Annotated in this window: 2 protein-coding genes; both read right to left on the bottom strand. The window is 74.8% G+C overall.

Annotation, left to right across the window (positions count from 1 at the left end; genetic code table 11):
• Positions 1-11: 11 nt before the first annotated feature.
• Positions 12-12,773: an amino acid adenylation domain-containing protein gene (locus ACFZBD_RS02575; RefSeq protein ID WP_391134078.1), complete on the bottom strand. Its 12,762-nt coding sequence runs from the start codon at positions 12,771-12,773 to the stop codon at positions 12-14.
• Positions 12,773-20,596, bottom strand: coding sequence for an amino acid adenylation domain-containing protein (locus tag ACFZBD_RS02570; RefSeq protein ID WP_391134075.1), 7,824 nt, complete (start codon positions 20,594-20,596; stop codon positions 12,773-12,775). Before ACFZBD_RS02570 ends, ACFZBD_RS02575 begins: the two co-directional genes overlap by 1 nt.
• Positions 20,597-20,616 lie beyond the last annotated feature (20 nt).

Genomic DNA, 20,616 nt, shown 5'->3' with positions numbered 1-20,616 from the left:
GGCGGCACCGGTCACCCCTTGCCGCCGCCGTACGCGGCGAGTTTCTCCCGGACCAGCCGGCCGATCGCCTCGAGCGACGCCTCCCGGTTCAGCAGCGTGCCGTGCTCGCCCGGCAGGGCGTGCCGCTCGATGCGCCCCGCCACGTACGGCGTCCACGCGCGATGCGTCAGCGACGGCTCCTGCTGGTCGTCCGCGGTCAGCAGCAGCAGATCGGCCGCCAGCCGCTCGGGGCGGTAGTCGATGAGCAGCCGGGTGTTGTTGGCGGAGATCTCCATGATCATCCGCAACTGCTCCTCGCCGAGGTTCGCCAGCGCGCTGCCCCGCCGCCGCAGGATCTCCCTGGTGCGCTCGAACGTCAGCCGTTCCCCCTCGCCCGGTACGAACGACTCGTCGACCAGACCGACGAGATAGGTGAGGTGCTCGTGCAGATCGTCCTCGTCCAGCTCCGGGACGTCGTCATGGGTCAGCCCCTTCCAGCCCGGGCAGGCGTCCACGACGGCGAGCACCCCCACCCGCTCCCCGCGGCGCCGCAGTTCCACGGCCACCGCGTAGGCGGCGACCCCGCCGAACGACCAGCCGAGCAGGTGGTAGGGGCCCGCGGGCTGGACCCGCTGGATCTCGTCGGCGTAGTCGGCCGCCATCGCCTCCAGCGTGTCCGGGCGCGGTTCCGGTTCGCCCAGACCGCGCGCCTGGATCCCGTACACCGGCCGCTCGGTGTCGAGGTGCTTCAGCAGACCGGCGTACGACCAGCCGATGCCACCGCCGGGGTGCACACAGAACAGCGCCTCGCGCTCACCCCGCGGGCGCAGCGGCAGCATCACCTCGTACCCGTCGCCCGTGTCGGCGGTCCGCAGCCGCCCGGTCATGCCGGACGGGGTCGGCGTCTCGAACAACGCGCGCAGCCCCACGTCCACGCCGAACGCCGCGCGGATCCGGGCCTTGAGCCGGGCCGCCAGCAGCGAGTGGCCGCCCAGCTGGAAGAAGTCGTCGTCGACCCGGACCCGGGGCAGGCCCAGCACCTCGGCGAACAGCTCGCACATCAGCTCTTCCTGCGGCAGCCGGGGAGCACGGCCGTCCGCGCCGGAGTCGAGATCGGGGGCGGGCAGCGCCGACCGGTCCAGCTTGCCGTTGGGAGTCAGCGGCAGCCGGCTGAGCGGCACCACCGAGGCGGGCACCATGTACTCCGGCAGCTGCCGCCGGGCGTGCTCCAGCACGTCGCCCACCAGCGCGCCCGCCGCCCGTGCGGTCAGCGGTGCCCGCACCCAGCGGACCAGCGGCGTGGCGGTGCCCAGGGGGGCCCGCGGCCGGTACAGGTCGACCACCCGGGCCGCCGGATCCGGCGCGGTGAACACCACGTCCAGGCGGCAGGGGTCGGACGACCAGGTCACATGCGCGGCGAGGCCGAGCCGGGCGGCGAGTTCCTCCACCGCAGCGAGCGGCGGAGCGTCCCCCGGCACCTCCGGGTCGTGCCCGTGGATCGCCGCTTCGACGGCCGCGTCCTCGGCCAGGCGCCGGTTCGGCACCCCCGCGACCCGCAGCGGCGGCCGGACCCGGCGGAGCGTCTCCTCCAGACCGGCCGGCCCGGTCGCGTCGTCCCACTCGACCACGGGCAGCTCGCCCGCCGAGGTGAGCGGGGTGCCGCCGTCCTTGAAGAGCGTGACGTCGTAGCGGTACCGCGTCAGTTCGTTGGCGAAGGCGCCCCGCTTCACCTCGACCCGGGCCCCCGCGAGGCCCTCGACGTGTTCGCCCAGTACGGTGAACAGCTCGGGTGCGACCAGCAGTTCCTTCTCCATCACCAGGGCGCGTTCGACGGCCCGCCGCAGACTCGCGCGGTCGTGCCGGTCGTGCACCTTGTGGGCCAGCGCCGCGGAGGTGAGCATGCGGTGCAGTCGCAGATCGCGTACGTCGCCGAGGAACAGGGCGCCGCCCGGAGCCAGCAGCCTCATGGCGGACCTGATGACCCGCAGGAGATACGCGGAGCTCGGGAAGTACTGCACGATCGAGTTGAGGACCACGGTGTCGAAGTGGCCCTCCGGGAGGTCCCCGGTCTCGTGGGCGGCCAGGGTCCGCAGCCTCACCCGCTCGCTCAGCCGCGGATCGCCCGCCACATGTCCGCGCAGCGTCTCGACGACCGCCGGCGAGAAGTCCGTGGCCCAGTACTCCGCCGTGTCCCGGGCGAGCCGCGACAGCAGCAGGCCGGTGCCGGCGCCGATCTCCAGCACCCGGCGCGGTCGCAGCCGCCGGATGCGGGCCACCGTCTCACGGCGCCACTCGCGCATCTCCTCCACGGGGATGGGCGCGGAGTCGTAGCTGCTGTTCCAGCCGGAGAAGTCCTCGCCGAACGCGGCGGTCGGCGCGGCGTACAACGACTCGTAGATCCCCTGCCAGGCCTGGACCTGGTCCTGTTCTGCGGTGTGGTCCAAGCCCCCGGCCTCCGGGTCGGTGACCACGTACGCCACCAGGCGCGGATCGCCCGGCCGGGCCTCGCGGACCAGCACCGCCGCCTGCCCCACGGCCGGATGGCGCAGCAGCACGCTCTCCACCTCTCCCGGCTCGATGCGGAAGCCGCGCAGCTTGACCTGGTCGTCGCCGCGCCCCACGTAGTCCAGCGCGCCGTCCGCCGTCCACCGCACCAGGTCCCCGGTCCGGTACATGCGCGCGCCCGGCTTGTCGAAGGGGTCGGCCACGAACCGCCGTGCGGTCAGGCCGGCCCTGCCCAGGTAGCCCCGGGCGAGACCGGTGCCGGCGATGTACAGCTCGCCGACCACTCCGGGCGGGACGGGACGCAGGTCCGGATCCAGCACGTACAGCCGGGTGTTGGCCATCGGGAGCCCGATCGGCACGGACGTGGCGTCGGCGGCCAGCGCGCCGACCGTCCAGCTCGCGGCGAAGGTGGTCGTCTCGGTCGGTCCGTATCCGTTGACGACCGCCAGACCGGGGCAGGCCGCGAGCACCGTGCGCACCGCGTGCGGAGACACCGCCTCACCGCCCGTCCACACCTCCCGGACGCCGGCCAGGCACGCGGGGTCGCTCTCGGCGACCAGCGTGAACAGCGAACTGGTCAGCCACAGACCGGTGACCCGCTGACGCACGATCGTGCCGGCGAGCGCGTGCAGGTCGAGATCCCCGTCCGGGCCGATCACCAGGGTGCCGCCGGTGAGCAGCGGCACCCACACCTCGTACGTCGACGCGTCGAACGCCGGTGACGAGTGCAGCAGCACCCGGCGCTGGGCGTCGGTGCGCCAGCGCGGGTCGGTCGCGAGTTCGGCCACGTTGCGGTGGGCGACCCCGATGCCCTTGGGCCTGCCGGTGGAGCCGGAGGTGTACATGATGTACGCCAGATCGTCCGGACCCGGCTGTCCGGCCGGCGCGGCTCCGGGTGCGCCGTCCTCAGGGAGGAAGCCGTCACCGGCGTCCTCAGGAAGGAAGCCGTCACCGAGGCCGGTGCCGAGGAGGACGACCGTCGTGCCGTCCGGGAGCGACTCCGGCGCCGGTGCCCGGTCGGTGATCAGCACCCGGGCCCCCGTCTCCGCCAGCGCCGTCCGCGTCCGAGCCGCCGGGGAGCGCGGGTCCAGCGGCACGTAGGCGGCGCCCGCCTTGAGGATGCCGAGGACCGCGGCGACCATGCCGGGGGAGCGCGGCATGAGCAGCGCCACCCTCCCCGCCCGGCGCACCCCGCGGCGCGCCAGCAACGCCGCCACGCCGTCGGCGGCCTCGCGCAGCACCCGGTAGCCGATCTCCCGGTCGCCGTGCACCAGGGCCGGAGCCTCGGGACGGCCGGCTGCCTGGGCGTCGAACAGCGCCGGGAGACCTGCCTCGGCCGCGGGCCGTTCGGTGTCGTTGCGCCGTTCCAGCTGCAGGCTCTCCCGGGTGGTGAGCAGGTCGGCCGAGCCGATCGGCCGGTGCGGCTCCGCCACCAGGGACGCCAGCAGCCGCACCCAGCGGTCGAACAGGCCGCTGACCGTGTCGGCGTCGTACAGGTCGCTCGCGTACTCGACCACACCGGTGATGCCCTGCGCGCCGCCCGTGTCGTCGAGGTGCTCCGACAGGCTGAAGAACAGGTCGAACTTGGCCGAGCCGGTCCGGCCCGGCTCGATGTCGACGCGCAGCCCGGGCAGCTGGAAGGAGCCGGCCGGCGCGTTCTGGAGCGCCAGCATCGTCTGGAACAGCGGGTGCCGGCCGAGCGAACGCGGCGGATTGAGCTTCTCCACCAGGTACTCGAACGGCACGTCCTGCTGGGCGTACGCGCCCAGCGCGGTGTCGCGCACCCGGGCGATCAGCTCCCGGAAGCTGGGCCGCCCCGAGGTGTCCGTGCGCAGCACCAGGGTGTTGACGAAGAAGCCCACCAGGTCGTCGAGTTCCTGGTCGGTGCGCCCGGCGATCGGGCTGCCGACGGGGATGTCCGAACTGCCGCTCAGCCGGGACAGCAGCGCCGCCAGTCCGGCCTGCAGCACCATGAACACCGTCGCGCCGGACTCCCGGGCCAGCTCCGCGATCCGCCGGTGCAGCTCCGCGTCGATGCCGGTCCTGACGTAGTCGCCCCGGTAGGAGGCCACGGCCGGACGCGGACGGTCGGTGGGCAGCCGCAGCTCCTCGGGCAGGTCGCGCAACTGCCGTACCCAGTAGTCGAGCTGGGTGGCGAAGAGGCTGTCCGCCGCGCTCTGATCGCCCAGGAGGTCGTTCTGCCACAGCGTGTAGTCGGCGTACTGCACCGGCAGCGCCGCCCAGGACGGGGCCTCGCCCCGGCACCGCGCCTCGTACGCCCGGGCCAGATCGCGGGCGAGCGGGTTCAACGACCAGCCGTCACCGGCGATGTGGTGCACCACCAGCAGCAGGACGTGCTCCTCGGCGGACAGCGCGAACAGCCGCACCCGCAGCGGTGGTTCCGCGGCCAGGTCGAAGCCCTGGCGGGCGGCGGAGTCCAGCCTCGCGGCCAGGTCCTCCGGGTGGGTCGCCTCCCCGTCCACCGCCGGGGCCGCCGCCGCGGGATCCAGTACCCGCTGCCACGGGACCCCGTCCCTCTCCGGGAACACCGTGCGCAGGCTCTCGTGGCGCGTCACCACGTCGGCGAGGGCCGCCCGCAGCGCCTCTCGGTCCAAGGAGCCGGTCAGGCGCAGCGCGAGCGGGATGTTGTACGTCGGGCTCGGTCCCTCCATCGTGTGGATGAACCACAGCCTGCGCTGGGCGAACGACAAGGGCGGCGCCTCGGGCCGGTCCCGGCGGGCGAGCCGCAGCCGGCGCGGCGCGGCGGTGTCGAGCCTCGCGGCCACCGCCGTCGGGGTGGCGTCCTCGAACAGCGCCCGCAGCGCCAGCTCGACGCCGAAGGTGGCTCGGATCGCGGCGATCAGCCGGGTGGCGAGGAGCGAGTGTCCGCCCAGCTCGAAGAAGTCGTCGTCGGCGCCCACCCGGGGCAGCCCCAGGACCTGCGCGAACAGATCGCACACGATCTGCTCCTGCGGGGTGCGCGGGTCACGTCCGGTGCCACCCGCGGTCAGCATCGGCGCGGGCAGCGCGGCCCGGTCCAGCTTGCCGTTGGCGGTCAGCGGCAGGGCGCTGACGGGAACGAAGGCGCTGGGCACCATGGAGGCGGGCAGGGTCTGCTCCACGTGCCGGCGCAGCCGCGCCATCAGCGTTCCGGCGGCGTGGGGCACCAGCGGATCGCTGGTGAGGGCCGACAGCGCGGCGCGCGGTCCGGGTACGGACACCGGCGGGCAGGTGCCGGTGAGCGGGGCGTCCCCGTCGGCCAGGACGAAGTCGACCAGGTGGGGACGGGGCGACCAGGCCGCCACCGTGCGGTACCCGAGCTCCGCGCCCAGCCGGTGCAGGTCGGTCAGGTCCACGGTGGGCGCGGGCGCCACGGGGCCGTCCCCGGTGCGGATCGCCTCGGCCAGCGCCAGTTCGGCCGCGACCCGGTCGTTCGGTACACCGGTCAGCCGCAGCCGCCGCGGACGCCGCTCGGTCAGATGGGCGCGGACGGCCGCCAGGTCGCCGAGGTCGTCCCAGGGCACCGCGGGGGCGTCCCGGACGTCGGTCGTGCGCGCGCCCCGGTGGTGCAGCGTCACGTCGTAGCGGTAGCGGCTCAACTCGTTGTCGTAGGAGGCTTCCTTCAGCGACACCCCCACCGCGCCGATGTCCGGCAGGCGCTCGGCGAGCGCGGTGAAGTAGTCCGGGTCGACGAGGAGTTCCTTCTCCGTCATCAGGTCGTGCTCGACTTCTCGGCGCAGCGCGGCGAGGTCCGGCGCCGCGGACATCCGGTGCGCGTGGACACCTGCCTTCAGCGCCCGCAGCAGCCGTACGTTGCGCACGTCGCCGATGAACAGCGTGCCGCCGGGGGTCAGCAGACGGCTCGCGGCGGCGAGGACCTCGGTCAGGTAGTCGGCGCTGGGGAAGTACTGGACGACGGAGTTCAGGACGATCGTGTCGAAGTGTCCGGCGGGCAGCCCGCTCGGGTCGTGCGCCGCCTGCACCCGCAGGGTGACCCGCTCGCGCAGCGCCGCGTCGGCCGCCACGTGCCCGCCCAGTTCCCCGATGACGTGCTCGGAGAAGTCGGTGCCCCAGTACTCCGCGCAGTGCGGCGCGACCCCGGACAGCAGCAACCCCGTGCCCACACCGAGCTCCAGGACGCGGCGCGGCCGCAGGTCCAGGATCCGCCGGACCGTGTGGGCCCGCCACTCCCGCATCTCGGCGGGAGGGATGGGCTCGCCGGTGTAGCTGCTGTTCCAACTGGCGAAGTCCTCGCCGAACGGTGCCTGCGCGGCTCCCGCGTACACGGAGTCGTAGAGCAGCCGCCAGTCCTCCAGCTGATGCCGCTCCGCGCCCTCCTCCCGTGCCTCCGGTACGGCGCCGGGCACCACGTACGCCACCAGCCGCGGGTCGCCGGGCCGGTCCTCGCGTACGGTCACGGCGGCCTGTCGCACCCCCGGCTGCCCGTCGAGGATCCGCTCGATCTCGCCGGGCTCGATGCGGAAGCCGCGCAGCTTGACCTGGTCGTCGGCGCGGCCGGCGAACTCCAGCCGCCCGTCGCCGGTCCAGCGGGCCAGGTCGCCGGTGCGGTACATGCGCTCACCGGGCGCTCCGTGGCGGCAGGCCACGAATCGGGAGGCCGTCAGGCCCGGCCGGCGCAGATAGCCGTGGGCCAGGCCGGTCCCGGCGAGGTACAGGTCCCCGACGACACCCGGCGGCACCGGCCGCAGGCGGGCGTCGAGGACGTACGCCCGGGTGTTGTCGACCGGTGTCCCGATCAGCGGGGGCCGCGTCCCCGTCTCCCGGCTCGCGGTCGACCAGATCGTCGTCTCGGTCGGCCCGTACAGGTTCAGCACCTCGCCAAGCCCGGCCAGGTCCGCCGCCAGCCGCTCCGGCAGCGCCTCGCCGCCGGTCAGCAGCCGCAGCCCGCGCAGCGGCGCCGGGTCGTGCGCCACCAGCGTCTGCCACAGCGACGGGGTCGCCTGCATGACCGTGACGTCCTGCGCGGACACCCACTCCAGCAGCGCCGACGGCTGCCGCACCACGTCCCGGGGGGCGAGGACGACCCGGGCGCCCCGCAGCAGCGGCAGCCAGATCTCCAGCGCGGCGATGTCGAAGGAGACCGTGGTGACGGCCAGCAGCCGGTCCTCCGGGGTGAGCGGTACCAGCCTCCCCATCGCGTGCAGGAAGTTCGCCAGCGCCTCGTGCGGGACGACCACGCCCTTGGGGGTGCCGGTCGACCCCGAGGTGTAGAGGACGTACGCCGGCTGCCGCGGCGCGGTCCGGACCCGCGGCGGGGTGTCCGGGCGGGCCCGCAGCGCCTCGACCGTCCCCGGGTCGTCCAGCGTGATCCGCGTCAGCCCCTCGGCGTCGGGCACCTGCTTGCCGGTGGCCCGGGTGGTCAGCAGCACGGCGGGCCGGGCGTCGCGCACCATGAAGTCCAGCCGGGACGCCGGGTACTCGGTGTCGAGCGGCAGATAGGCCGCGCCGGCGCGCAGCACCGCCAGCATCGCGACGGGCAGCACCTCCGTGCGGGGCAGCGCCAGGGCGACCAGCGTGCCGGGCCCGCCGCCGCGCGCCAGGATCTCCGCGGCCAGCCTGTTCGCCCGCCGGTCCAGCTCGCGGTAGGTCAGCGTGGCCCCCTCGGCGACCACGGCGACGGCGTCGGGTGTCGCCGCCGCCCGCTCCGCCAGCAGAGTGGGCAGCTGCTGCGGCGCGACCGGCACCGAGGTGTCGTTCCACGCGCGCAGGACCTGCTCGCGCTCCGCGGCGGTCAGCACGTCGACGTCCGCGATCGGCCGGTCCGGGGCGTCCACGACGGCGGCCAGCAGCCGCTGCCAGCGGGTGAACAGGGCTCGAACCGTGTCCGGTTCGTACAGGTCGCCGGAGTACTCCACCGCGCCCTCGATGCCGCCCGGCGCCCCGTCGTCCGCCTTGCGCTCCACCAGACTGAAGAACAGGTCGAACTTGGCGGTGCCGGTGCGCGCCTGGGAGACGGCGACGTCCAGGCCGGGCAGCTCGAACCGGCCCTCCGGGGCGTTCTGCAACGCCAGCATCACCTGGAACAACGGGTGATGGGCCAGCGAGCGGGCCGGATTGAGCGCCTCCACCAGATACTCGAACGGCACGTCCTGATGGGCGTACGCGTTCAGCGCCGTGTCCCGCACCCGCCGCAGCAACTCGGTGAACGTCGGATCGCCGGAGGTGTCGGTGCGCAGCACCAGCGTGTTGACGAAGAACCCGATCAGCTCGTCCATGGCCTGGTCGGTGCGCCCGGCGATCGGGCTGCCGATCGGGATGTCCGTGCCGCAGCCCATCCGCGTCATCAGCGCGGCCAGACCGGCCTGGAGCACCATGAACACCGTGGTGCCGTTGCGCCGGGCCAGGGCGGCGAGGGCGCGGTGCAGCTCCGCGTCCAGCTCCACCTCGACGTAGTCGCCGGCGTACGAGGCAGCGGCCGGGCGCGGGCGGTCGCCCGGCAGCGTCACCTGCTCGGGGAGGCCCTCCAGAGCGGTCCGCCAGTAGGCGACCTGCCGGGCGAGCAGGCTGTCGTCGTCGTCGTGCTCGCCGAGCAGGTCGTTCTGCCACAGCGTGTAGTCGGCGTACTGCACCGGCAGGGCCGGCCAGGAGGGCTCGGCCCCCTCGGCGCGCGCGGCGTAGGCGCGGGTGAGGTCGGCCGCCAGCGGGCTCAGCGACCAGCCGTCGCCGGCGATGTGGTGCAGGACCAGGAGCAGGACGTGCTCGTCGGACGCGAGGGTGAACAGTTCGGCCCGCACAGGTCCTTCGGAGTCCAGCAGGAACGTGTGCCGGGCCGCCGCGGTGAGCAGCTCCGGCAGGGTCTCCGCGGTGGCCCGGGTGACGGGCAGCGGCGGGACGGCCCGCTCCGGAGCGAGGACGCGCTGGACCGGGACGCCGCCGCTCTGCGGGAAGACGGTGCGCAGGCTCTCGTGGCGGGCGACGACGTCGCCGAGGGCGGCCCGGAGCGCGTCCCGGTCGAGAGCGCCGGTGAAGCGCAGCGCGAGCGGGATGTTGTACGTCGCGCTCGGCCCCTCCAACTGATGCAGGAACCACAGCCGCCGCTGGGCGAACGACAGCGGCAGCACCTCAGGGCGGTCCCGCCCGGTCAGCGCCGGGCGGGCCGGGCCGCTGTCGTCCAGCCGCCGCGCCAGCGCGGCCGGGGTGCGGGCCTCGAAGACGGCGCGCACCCCGGTCTCGGCGCCGAAGGTGGCGCGGATCCGGGAGGCGAGCCGGGTGGCGAGCAGGGAGTGGCCGCCCAGGTCGAAGAAGTCGTCGTCCACCCGGACCTGCGGCAGGCCCAGGACCTGTCCGAACAGATCGCACAGGATCTGCTCCTGCGGGGTGTGCGGGTCCCGGCCGGTGCCGCCCCGGGTGAGGTCGGGTGCGGGCAGGGCGGCGCGGTCGAGCTTGCCGTTGGGGGTGAGCGGCAGGACGGGGAGGGGCACGACGGCCGCGGGGACCATGTAGTCGGGCAGCCGGTCCTGCAGGAAGCGGCGCAGGTCCCGGGGGTCCGGGACGCGGTCCGCGACGGGTACCGCGTAGGCCACCAGCCGCCGGCCGCCGGGTCCGTCCTGGCGTACGAGGACGGCGGCCTGGGCCACGTCGGGGTGCTCGGTCAGCGCCGCCTCGATCTCGCCGGGCTCGATGCGGAAGCCGCGGACCTTGAGCTGGTCGTCGGCGCGGCCGAGGAACTCCAGGTGCCCGTCCGGCGTCCAGCGGGCGAGGTCGCCGGTGCGGTACATGCGGTCGCCGGGCCGTCCGTAGGGGTCGGCGAGGAACCGCTGGGCCGTCAGCCCGGGCCGGTTGAGGTAGCCGCGGGCCAGGCCGGCCGTGTGGGTGTACAGCTCGCCGGTCGCACCGGGCGGCACCGGCCGCAGGGCGTCGTCCAGGAGGTAGACGCGCACGTTGTCGACGGGCTTGCCCAGGGGAGCGACGGCGGGCCATGCGGCGGGGTCGGCGGGCAGGCTGTGGGCGGTGAGGACCTGGGCCTCGGTGGGCCCGTAGTGGTTGTGCAGCCGGCGCGGCGTGTGCTCGTGGAAGGCGCGCAGCTGCCGGCTGAGCGTGAGCGCCTCGCCGGCCTGGGCGATCTGCCCGAGCGACGGGACGCGCAGGCCCGCCTCGGTCGCCGCCTCGGCGAGGGACTCCAGGACGGTGCTGGGGGCGAAGATCTCGTCCACCCGGTGCTCGGTGAGCCAGGCGGCGAAGCGGCGCGGATCGCGGCGGGTGTCCTCGTCGGGCACCACCAGCGTCTTGCCGAACAGCAGCGCGGAGAGGACCTCCTGCACGGACACGTCGAAGCTGATCGCGGTGAACTGCGCGGTGCGGGTACCGGGGCCGCCGCCGAGCTGGTCGTGGTGCCAGCGCAGCATGTTCGCCACGCCGAGCCCCGTCATCTGCACCGCCTTCGGCCGGCCTGTCGAGCCCGAGGTGTAGATGACGTACGCCGGGCTCGCGAGCGTCAGCGGCCGTGGCCGCTCGGCGGGGGAGGGGTCGGTGTCCGGGCAGTCGCCGATCCGGGCGGCGGTGGGCGGATCGTCCAGGACCAGCACGGGCGTGGCGCCGTCGTCCGGTATCGCGGCCCGGGTCCCGACGGCGGTGAGCAGCACGGCCGGGCGGGCGTCCGCGAGCATGTACCGGGTCCGCGCGGCCGGTTGGTCCGGGTCGAGCGGCAGGTGCGCGGCGCCGGCCTTGACGACGGCCAGCAGGGCGACGATGTGCGCGGACGAGCGGGGCAGGGCGAGCGCGACGATGCTCTCCGGTCCGATCCCGCGCCGGATGAGGGTGTGCGCGAGCCGGTTGGCGCGCCGGTTCAGCTCCGCGTACGACAGGACCTCGTCGTCGAAGTGGACGGCGGGCGCGTCCGGAACAGCGGCGACCTGCGTCCGGAACCAGTCCGGCAGCAGCGGCAGCTCCCCCTCCCGCCGGGTGTCGTTCCAGGTCTCCAGCACCAGACGGCGCTCCTCGGCGCTGGTCACGTCGACCCGACCGGTGAGGGTGCCGGGGTCCTCGGCCACGGCGGTGAGCACCCGGAGGAGCCGGTCCAGCAGCGCCTGCGCGGTCGCCCGGTCGAAGAGGTCGTCGCGGTGGTCGAGCCGCAGGTACAGCCGCCGGCCCGGGGCGGCGACCAGGGTCAGCGGATAGTGGGTGGCGTCCCGGCCCCGCTCCAGGACCGGCGCCACCCGCACCTCCGTGCCCAGACCGTCGGCGACGTCCTGGCCGGGCCCGTCCCACGGGTAGTTCTCGAACACCATCATCGTGTCGAAGAGCTCCGGCACGCCCGCCGCCCGCTGGATGTCCGACAGCCCCAGGCCGTGGTGCGCGGTCAGCGCGGACTGGCCGCGCTGCACCTCGCCGATCAGCTCCGACAGCGACCGCTCCGGCGCGACCCGCACCCGCACCGGGACGATGTTGATGAACAGGCCCACCATCGACTCGACGCCGGGCAGCTGCGGGGTACGGCCCGAGACGATCGCGCCGAACACCACGTCCCGCCGGCCGGTCTCACGGCTCAGCACCAGCCCCCACGCCGCCTGGAGCAGGGTGTTCACCGTCACCCCGAGCCCCTGCGCCCGCGCCCGCAGCGCCGCGGTCAGCTCCTCCGACGCCTCGGTCACCACCCGCGCGGGCAGCCGGGGCACGCGCGACGGATCGGCCGGGGCCAGCCGGGTCCCCTGGTCCACGCCGGCCAGCTCACGCCGCCACGCCTCCTCGGCCGCCTCCCGGTCCTGCCGGCCCAGCCAGGCCAGATAGTCCCGGAACGGCGTCACCCTCGGCAGGGTGGCGGCGTCCCCGTCACGGGCGTACAGGGTGAACAGTTCCCGTACGACGATCGGCGTCGACCAGCCGTCCAGCAGGATGTGGTGACTGGTCAGCAGCAGGCGGTGCCGCTCCGCGGCGAGCTTCACCAGCGTGAACCGCAGCAGCGGGGGCCGCGCCAGGTCGAAGCGGCGCCCGTACTCCTCCCGGCCCAGCCGGTCCATCTCCTCGTGTGCCTCGGCCTCCCGCAGTCCGCTCAGGTCCACCTCGGTCCACGGCACGGTCACCTCGGCGGGGATCACTTGTACCGGCTGACCGTCCGTCACCTGCGGGAAGGCGGCGCGCAGATTGGGGTGTCGGGCCACCAGGGCCTGCGCCGCTTCCCGCAGCAGCGCCGGGTCCAGCGGACCCGTGAGGTCGAAGACCTGCTGCACCGCGTACACGTCGGGGCCGTCGACGTCGTACAGCGAGTGGAAGAGCATGCCCTCCTGCATGGGGGTCAGCGGGAGGATGTCGACCAGATTGCCGCGGGTCATTACCGAGTCCTCCACATGTCCTCGAGCTGTTCGACATCGTGCTGGGCGAGTCCGACGAGCGGGAAGTCGGACGGGGTGGAGCCGCCGTCTCCCGGCCCCGAGCCGTGGCGTGCCAGGCCCCGCAGAGCCTGGAACCAGTACTCCGCGACGTTCCGTGCGTCCGTCTCGGACCACATCCCGGACGCCCACCGCCACGTGGCCGTCAGGCGCGGCCCGTTCGGGTGGTCGCGCACCACCGCGTCGACCTCCAGGCCGTGCGCCAGAGGGAGGGCCGGGTCGACGCCGCCGACCAGCCCGATCTCGTCCGCCACCCGCCACGCGGGGTGCTCCGGGTCGATCGCGGTGCCGGGCGCGGGGAACCGGCCCAGGTAGTTGAAACCGACCTGCGGGACGGCCGCCGCGGTCAGTTCGGCCGCGGTGTCGGGGTTCAGGTAGCGCAGCAGGCCGAAGCCCCGGCCGTGCGCGGGGACGGCGCGCAGCTGCTCCTTGACCCGCTTGACGGCGGCCGCCGTGCCGGGCGCGCCGGCGGTCACGTCCTCCCAGGCGTGCGCGCCGGGGTCGAGACGGACCGGGTACAGGCTGGTGAACCAGCCCACGGTGCGGGAGAGTTCGCTTCCGTCGCCGTCCTCGTCGCGGCCGTGTCCCTCCAGATCGATCAGCGCGGCGCTGCCCTCGCCGCGGCCCCGCTCGCGGCGGAAGTGGCCGAGCGCCAGGGACAGGGCGGTCAGCAGCACGTCCTGGACCCCGGCGCGGAACGCGGCCGGCACGGTCGTGAGCAGGGGTTCGGTGACGTCGGGCGGCAGCGTGGCGGTGAACCGGGCGGCGGTGCCCGTGAGGTCCCGGTCCCGGTCCAGAGCGCGTGCGGTCAGCAGGGGGTCCGGCTCCCGCACCGTCCGCGTCCACCACGCCAGTTCGCCGACCGTCTCCGGCCGGCGGGCCCGCGCGTGCAGGGTGCGCGACCAGGTGCGCAGCGAGGTGCCGACCGGGGGCGGCGGCGTCCCGTCCAGCGCGGCCAGCAGATCGGGCACGAGGACGCGCCAGGAGACCCCGTCGACCGCGAGGTGGTGGATCACCGTCAGCAGTCGGCCCTCCCGGCCGGGCCCGGCGTCCAGCCAGACGAACTGGGCCATCCGCCCGTCACGGGGGGAGAGGCGGTCCGTCGCCGCCTCGGCCTCCCGCTCGACGGCGGCCCGCAGCGCGGCCGCGGACCGCTCCGGCGCCTCGCCCGCGTCGCCGGTGGACGGCAGCGGCGCCACATGGACCAGGTCGGCCGGGTCGACGCCGTTCGCGGCGCGGATGTCCAAGGCCCAGCGGTCCCCGCCCGGCTCCCGCGTCAGACAGGCGCGCAGCGCGGCGTGACGGCCGATCAGGGCGGCCACGGCGGCCGTGAGCCGGTCCCGGTCGAGACCGTGGGGCGCCCGCAGCAGCAGCGACTGGGAGAACCGGTCGATCGGGCCGCCGCGGTCCTGCAGCCAGCACATGATCGGGCTGGGCGGCACCAGCCCGTCGCCCGCTCCGGGGTCCTCGGCCGGTCCCGGCTCCGTCAGGTCGTCGACGGCCTCGGCCAGACGAGCGGCCGTACGGTGCTCGAAGACGTCCCGCACCCCGGCGTCCAGGCCGGCGGCGCGGGCCTGGGAGACCAGCCGGATCGAGAGGATGCTGTCGCCGCCGAGAGCGAAGAAGTCGTCGTCGGCACCGACCGGGTCCTGGCCGAGCACCTGGGAGAACAGCTCGCACAGCAGCTTCTCCCGGGCGGTGCGCGGTTCCCGGTGGTCCCTCTCGGGCAGGGCCGGTTCCGGCAGGGCGGCCCGGTCGACCTTGCCGTTCGGGGTCAGGGGGAGCGCGGGCAGCGGGACGAAGGCGGCGGGGACCATGTAGTCGGGCAGCCGCTCGGCGGCGTACGCCCGCAGCGCGGTGGGGTCGGTCGCCGTCACCAGATAGGCGACGAGCCGTACGCCGCCGGCGCGGTCCGGGCGGGCGAGCACGGCGGCGCGGGCCACGTCCGGATGGCGGGTGAGCACCGCCTCGATCTCGCCCGGCTCGATCCGGAAGCCGCGGATCTTGACCTGGTCGTCCGAGCGCCCCGCGAACTCCAGCACCCCCGCGCCGTCCCGGCGCACCAGGTCACCGGTGCGGTACATACGGGCACCGGGCGGGCCGAACGGGTCGGCGACGAACCGCCCGGCGGTCAGCGAGGGCTGTCCGACATAGCCGCGGGCCGGCCCCGAACCGGCGATGTACAGCTCGCCCACGACTCCGTCGGGCACCAGGTGCAGACCGCCGTCCAGGACGTAGGTCCGGGTCCCGGCCAGCGGTCGGCCGATCGGTACGGCCGCGGCGTCGGGCGCCAGGTCGCGTACGGCGTGGCTGGTGGCGAAGGTGGTGGTCTCCGTGGGGCCGTAGCCGTTGACCACCACCGTCCCGGGGCAGGCGGCCAGCACCCGGCCGACCGCGGCCGGGGACAGCGCCTCGCCGCCCGCCCACACCTGCCGGACGGCGGCGAAGCAGTCCGGCGCGTGCTCGGCCATCACGTCGAACAGCGCCGCGGTCAGCCACAGACCGGTGACCCGCGACCCCGTGATCAGCCCGGCCAGCGTGGGCACGTCCAGGTCGCCGGGCGGTGCCACCACCACCTGGCCGCCGCGCAGCAGCGGCACCCACAGTTCGTAGGTGGACGCGTCGAACGCCAGCGGCGAGTGGAGCAGCACCCGCTCGTGCGCGGCGTCCGACCAGCAGGGGTCCGAGGCGAGGGCGGCGACGTTCGCGTGGGTGACGGCGATCCCCTTCGGCCGGCCCGTGGAACCCGAGGTGTACATCACGTAGGCGGCGTCGGCGGGCGACGCCGGAAGGCGGAGGTCCGCCGACGGCTCGGCCGCCGCCGCCGGGCCGTCGACGTCGAGGCGCGGGACGCCGTCGAGCCGGGGCGCGCCCCGGGTGGTGAGGAGCAGGGCGGGCCGGGCGTCGCGCAGGATCGGTTCGATCCGCGCGGCGGGCTGCCGGGGGTCGAGGGGCATATAGGTGCCGCCCGCCTTCAGCACGGCCAGGATCGCCACCACCGCCTCGGCGGACCGCTCCAGCCGCAGGAGGACCGTGTCACCCCGCCGGACGCCGCGGGCCCGCAGCGCGTGGGCCAGCCGGTTGGCCCGGTCGTTCACCTCGGAGCGGGTCAGCCGGGTGTCCCCGTCGACCAGGGCGACCGCGTCGGGATCGGCGGTGACACGCGCCTCGAACAGCGCGGAAAGGGGGAGGTCCGGGTCCGCTTGGCCGGGCCCGGTGCCGTGGCGGAGGATTCCTTCCCGCTGTGCCGGGGTCAGCAGGTCGATCCCGGCGACCCGGGCGCCGGGGTCGGTGACCGCGGCGTCGAGCAGCCGTACCCAGCGGTCCCACAGCGTCGGCACCGACTCCGGGTCGAACAGGTCGTCGGCGTACTCGACGAGCCCGTGGATCCCGGCGGGCCGCCCGTCACCGTCGTACTCCTCGGTGAGGCTGAGGAACAGGTCGAACTTGGCGGTGCCGGTGCGGCCCAGCTCCGAGCGCACTTGGAGGCCGGGCAGGTCGAAGGAGGCGTCCGTGGCGTTCTGGAGGGCCAGGACGACCTGGAAGAGCGGATGGTGGGCCAGGGAGCGCGACGGGCTGAGGACGTCGACCAGATGCTCGAACGGCACGTCCTGGTGGGCGTGGGCGGCCAGCGCCGCCTCCCGCACCCTGGCGACCAGCTCGGTGAAGGACGGGTCGCCGGAGGTGTCGGTGCGGATCACCTGGGTGTTGACGAAGAGGCCCACCAGGTCGTCGAGCGCCTGGTCGGTGCGACCGGCGATCGGCGTGCCGACGGGGATGTCGGTGCCGGCGCCGAGCCGGGTCAGCAGAGCGGCGAGGCCCGCCATCAGCACCATGAACAGGCTGGCGTTCGCGGCCCGCGCCGTCTCCAGCAGCCGCCGGTGCAGGTCCGCGTCGATCTCCGCGGCGAGGTAGTCGCCGCGGTGCGAGGCGACGGCGGGCCGCGGGCGGTCGGTGGGCAGGTCCAGGCATTCCGGCAGTCCCGCCAACTGCCCTTGCCAGTAGGCCACCTGATCGGCGAACACACTGCCCGCGTCCTCCGGGTCGCCGAGCAGGTCGCGCTGCCACAGGGTGTAGTCGGCGTACTGGACCGGCAGCGCGGGCAGGCCGGGCGGCCGGCCCCGGCGGCGGGCGTCGTAGGCGGCCGCCAGATCGCGGGAGAGCGGCCCGATCGACCAGCCGTCCGCGGCGATGTGGTGCAGGACGAGCAGCAGGACGTGTTCGTCGGACGAGAGGCTGATCAGCTCGGCCCGCAGCGGCGGCTCGGCGGCGAGGTCGAAACGGCGCCGCGCCGCCTCGGCCACCCGGCCGGACAGCTCCGCCGGGTCGCCGTCCCGCGCGGTGAACGGCGTCTCCACGCCGGGAAGCACCACCTGGTACGGGACGCCGTCCCGCTCACGGATCACGGTGCGCAGGCTCTCGTGCCGGGCCATCACGTCACCGAGCGCGGCGCGGAGCGCGGCGCGGTCCACCGCGCCGGACAGCCGCAGCACGAACGGGGTGTTGTAGGTGGCGTCCGGCCCGTCCAGCCGGTCGAGGAACCACAGCCGCTTCTGTGCGAACGACAGCGGCAGCACCTGGGGGCGCTCCTGCCGGGTGAGTGCCGGGCGGGCCGGAGCCGCGTCCTCCAGCACCCGGGCCAGCGCGGCCGGTGTCGCCGCCTCGAACAGGGCACGCAGGCTCAGTTCGACGCCGTACGCCGTGCGCAGCCGCGCGGTCAGCCGGGTCGCCAGCACCGAGTGACCGCCCAGGTCGAAGAAGTTGTCGTCGGCCCCGACCCGGTCCGTGCCGAGGACCTCGGCGAACAGATCGCACACGACCTGCTCGCGCGGGGTCCGGGCGGGCCGGTGCGGGCCGCGCGCCGACGCCCGGTCCGGGGCGGGCAGCGCGGACCGGTCGAGTTTGCCGTTGGGGGTGAGGGGGAGCGCGCCGAGCAGGACCACGGCGGCCGGCACCATGTGCTCCGGCAGCCGGGTACGGGCGAACGCGCGCAGCTCCTCGGGCCGTACCCCGGCGTCGGCGGCGGGCACCGCGTACGCCACCAGCCGGTCGTCGTCGAGGCGGTCCCGCCGGACCAGGACGGCGACCTGGGCGACGCCCTCGTGCTCGGCCAAGGCCGCCTCGATCTCCCCGGGTTCGATGCGGAACCCGCGTACCTTCACCTGGTCGTCGGACCGGCCCAGGTACTCCAGCCGTCCGTCGGCGGTCCAGCGGGCCACGTCGCCGGTGCGGTACATCCGCGTACCGGGCGGCCCGTAGGGGTCGGCGACGAACCGCCGCGCGGTCAGCTCCGGACGGCCCAGATAGCCGCGGGCGAGTCCGGCACCGGCGACGTGCAGTTCGCCGGGGACGCCGGGGGGCACGGGACGCAGGGCCCGGTCCAGGACGTAGGTGCGCAGGTCGCTCAGGCCGGTGCCGATCACGCTGGTCTCGCCGGCGGCCACCGTGTCGCGGTCCAGGTCGAGCCGGGTGACGTGCACGGTGGTCTCGGTGATGCCGTACATGTTGACCAGGGCCGGCGCGGTGTCCGGGTGGCGTTCGTACCAGGGGCGCAGCCGGTCGGGGCGCAGCGCCTCACCGCCGAACACGACCGTGCGCAGCGCGAGGCGGTCGCCGAGCGCGGGCTCCTCGCGGTCGGCCTGCATCAGCTGGTAGAAGGCGGACGGCGTCTGGTTGAGCACCGTCACGCCCTCGTCGGCCAGCAGCCGCAGCAGCCGCGCGGGGGTACGGCTGACGTCGTACGGGACGACGACCAGGCGGCCCCCGTGCAGCAGCGCACCCCAGATCTCCCAGGTGGAGAAGTCGAACGCGGCGGAGTGGAAGAGGGTCCACACGTCCCGGTCGTCGAAGGCGAACCGCTCCCGGGTGGCGTCGAACAGGCGGACCACGTTGTGGTGGGTGACGAGGACGCCCTTGGGCCGGCCGGTGGAGCCGGAGGTGTAGATGACGTACGCGGGGTGCTCCGGCGTCAGCGGATGGGTCCGGTCGCCGTCGGCGGGATCGGCCGCCGGTTGCGCGTCGAGCAGGCCGGTGGTGGCGCTGTCGTCCAGGACGAGCGCGGGTGCGCCGGAGGGCAGTGACGGCGCGGTGCCGCGGTCGGTGACCACCAGCACCGGGGCGGCGTCCGACACCATGAACGCCAGCCGGGAGGGCGGGTAGGCCGGGTCCAGGGGCAGATAGGCCGCGCCCGTCTTGGTGACGGCGAGCAAGGCGACGACGAGGTCGACGGACCGGGGCAGGGCCACCGCGACGATCTTCTCCGGTCCTGCGCCGCGGGCGATCAGCAGCCGTGCGAGCCGATTGGCCCGGGTGTTCAGCTCCGCGTAGGTCAGCCGGGTGCCGCCGAGGGAGACGGCGGGCGCGTCCGGGGCGGCCTGCGCCCGCGCCTGGAACAGCTCCGGCAGGGTGGCGCGGCGGGCGGGGGCCGCGGCGACCGGGGGCGGCAGGAGAACGCGGCGTTCCGCCGCGGTCAGCAGGTCGATCCGGTCGACGGGGGAGTCCGGGTCGGCCTCGGTCATCGCGTTCAGCAGGGCGACGAAACGGTTCTGGTGGTCCGTCAGGGCCGACTGGTCGCAGACCTCGGGGTGGGCGGTGAGGTCGATCTGGAGGCCGGATCCGTCCCGCCGGTCCCACACGGCGATCGCCAGGTCTCCGACCAGGCCGGAGGAGAGGTTGTGCACGGTCGCGGGGTGCTCGCCGAACCGCAGGTCGTAGTCGAACGATATGACGTTGACCAGCGGCGCGTACCGGGCGGCGGCCGTGTCCGGCAGCGCGACGTCGCGGTGCAGGTCCTCGCCGCGGTACCGCTGGTGGGCCACCACGTCACGGACCCGGTCGCTCACCTCGCGCAGCAGCCCGGCGACGCTCAGGCCCGGCCGCACCGGCACCCGCAGCGGCAGCACGTTGGAGGTCATGCCCGGGGTCTGGCGCACCACGACGTCCGTGCGCGCCGCGACGGGCAGGCCGATCACCACGTCGTCGGCGCCCGTCATCCGGTGCACGTACGCCGTCGCCGCCGCGATCGCCAGCTGCGACCAGGGCACGCGGGCCCGCCGGGTGATCTCGCGGACGCGCTCCAAGCGGTCCTGGCCGAGCCGGGTGGTGGCGCGCAGCAGCTCCGCCGGGGTGCCCCGCGACGGCGCCACGAGCCGGGGCGTCGGCGGCCGGTCGGCGAACAGGCCGGTCCAGAACGCCCTGTCCCGGGCGAACTGTTCGGAGGACCGGTAGACGGTGTCGCTGTGGACGAGCCGGCGCAGGGAACCGAACGGCGACGCCTGACACGGCCGTCCCTCGGCGAGCGCGGTGTACACCGCCGCCACCCGCCGGGCCATGAGCTGGGCGCCGAACGCGTCCATGACGATGTGGTGGTAACTGTGGTACCAGATATGGCCGTCGTTCCCCAGGCCGATCAGCGCGTGCCGGAACAGCGGCCCTCGGGCGAGATCCATCGGCCTGCGGATGTCCCGCTCCATCCACGCCGTCGCCGCGGCGGACGGGTCCGGCCGGTCGCCGAGGTCCACATACGGCAGTGGCCAGTCGGCCACCTCCCGTACGGACTGCCGCGCGTCGTCGCCGGACGCGGTGAACCGGACGTGCAGTGCGTCGGCCTCCGCGACCGTCTGCCGCAACGCCCGCTCGAACAGGGCGGGGTCGATCGGACCGCCTATCCGCACGTACTCTCCGACCCGGTAGACGCTGTTCGCCGATTCCAGGAGCTGTTCGGCGAACCAGATCTCACGTTGTGCGGCCGACAGGGGAAGAAACACACCCTCGGGCTCATGACGAG

Origin of the sequence: Streptomyces sp. NPDC008121, assembly GCF_042957155.1 — a bacterium.
Classification (GTDB): domain Bacteria; phylum Actinomycetota; class Actinomycetes; order Streptomycetales; family Streptomycetaceae; genus Streptomyces.
This window is presented reverse-complemented; position numbering and strand designations above follow the sequence as displayed.

Coding starts and splice junctions, on each gene's coding strand:
- ACFZBD_RS02575 (WP_391134078.1), bottom strand. CDS start 12,773: ATGACCCGCGGCAATCTGGTCGACATCCTCCCGCTGACCCCCATGCAG.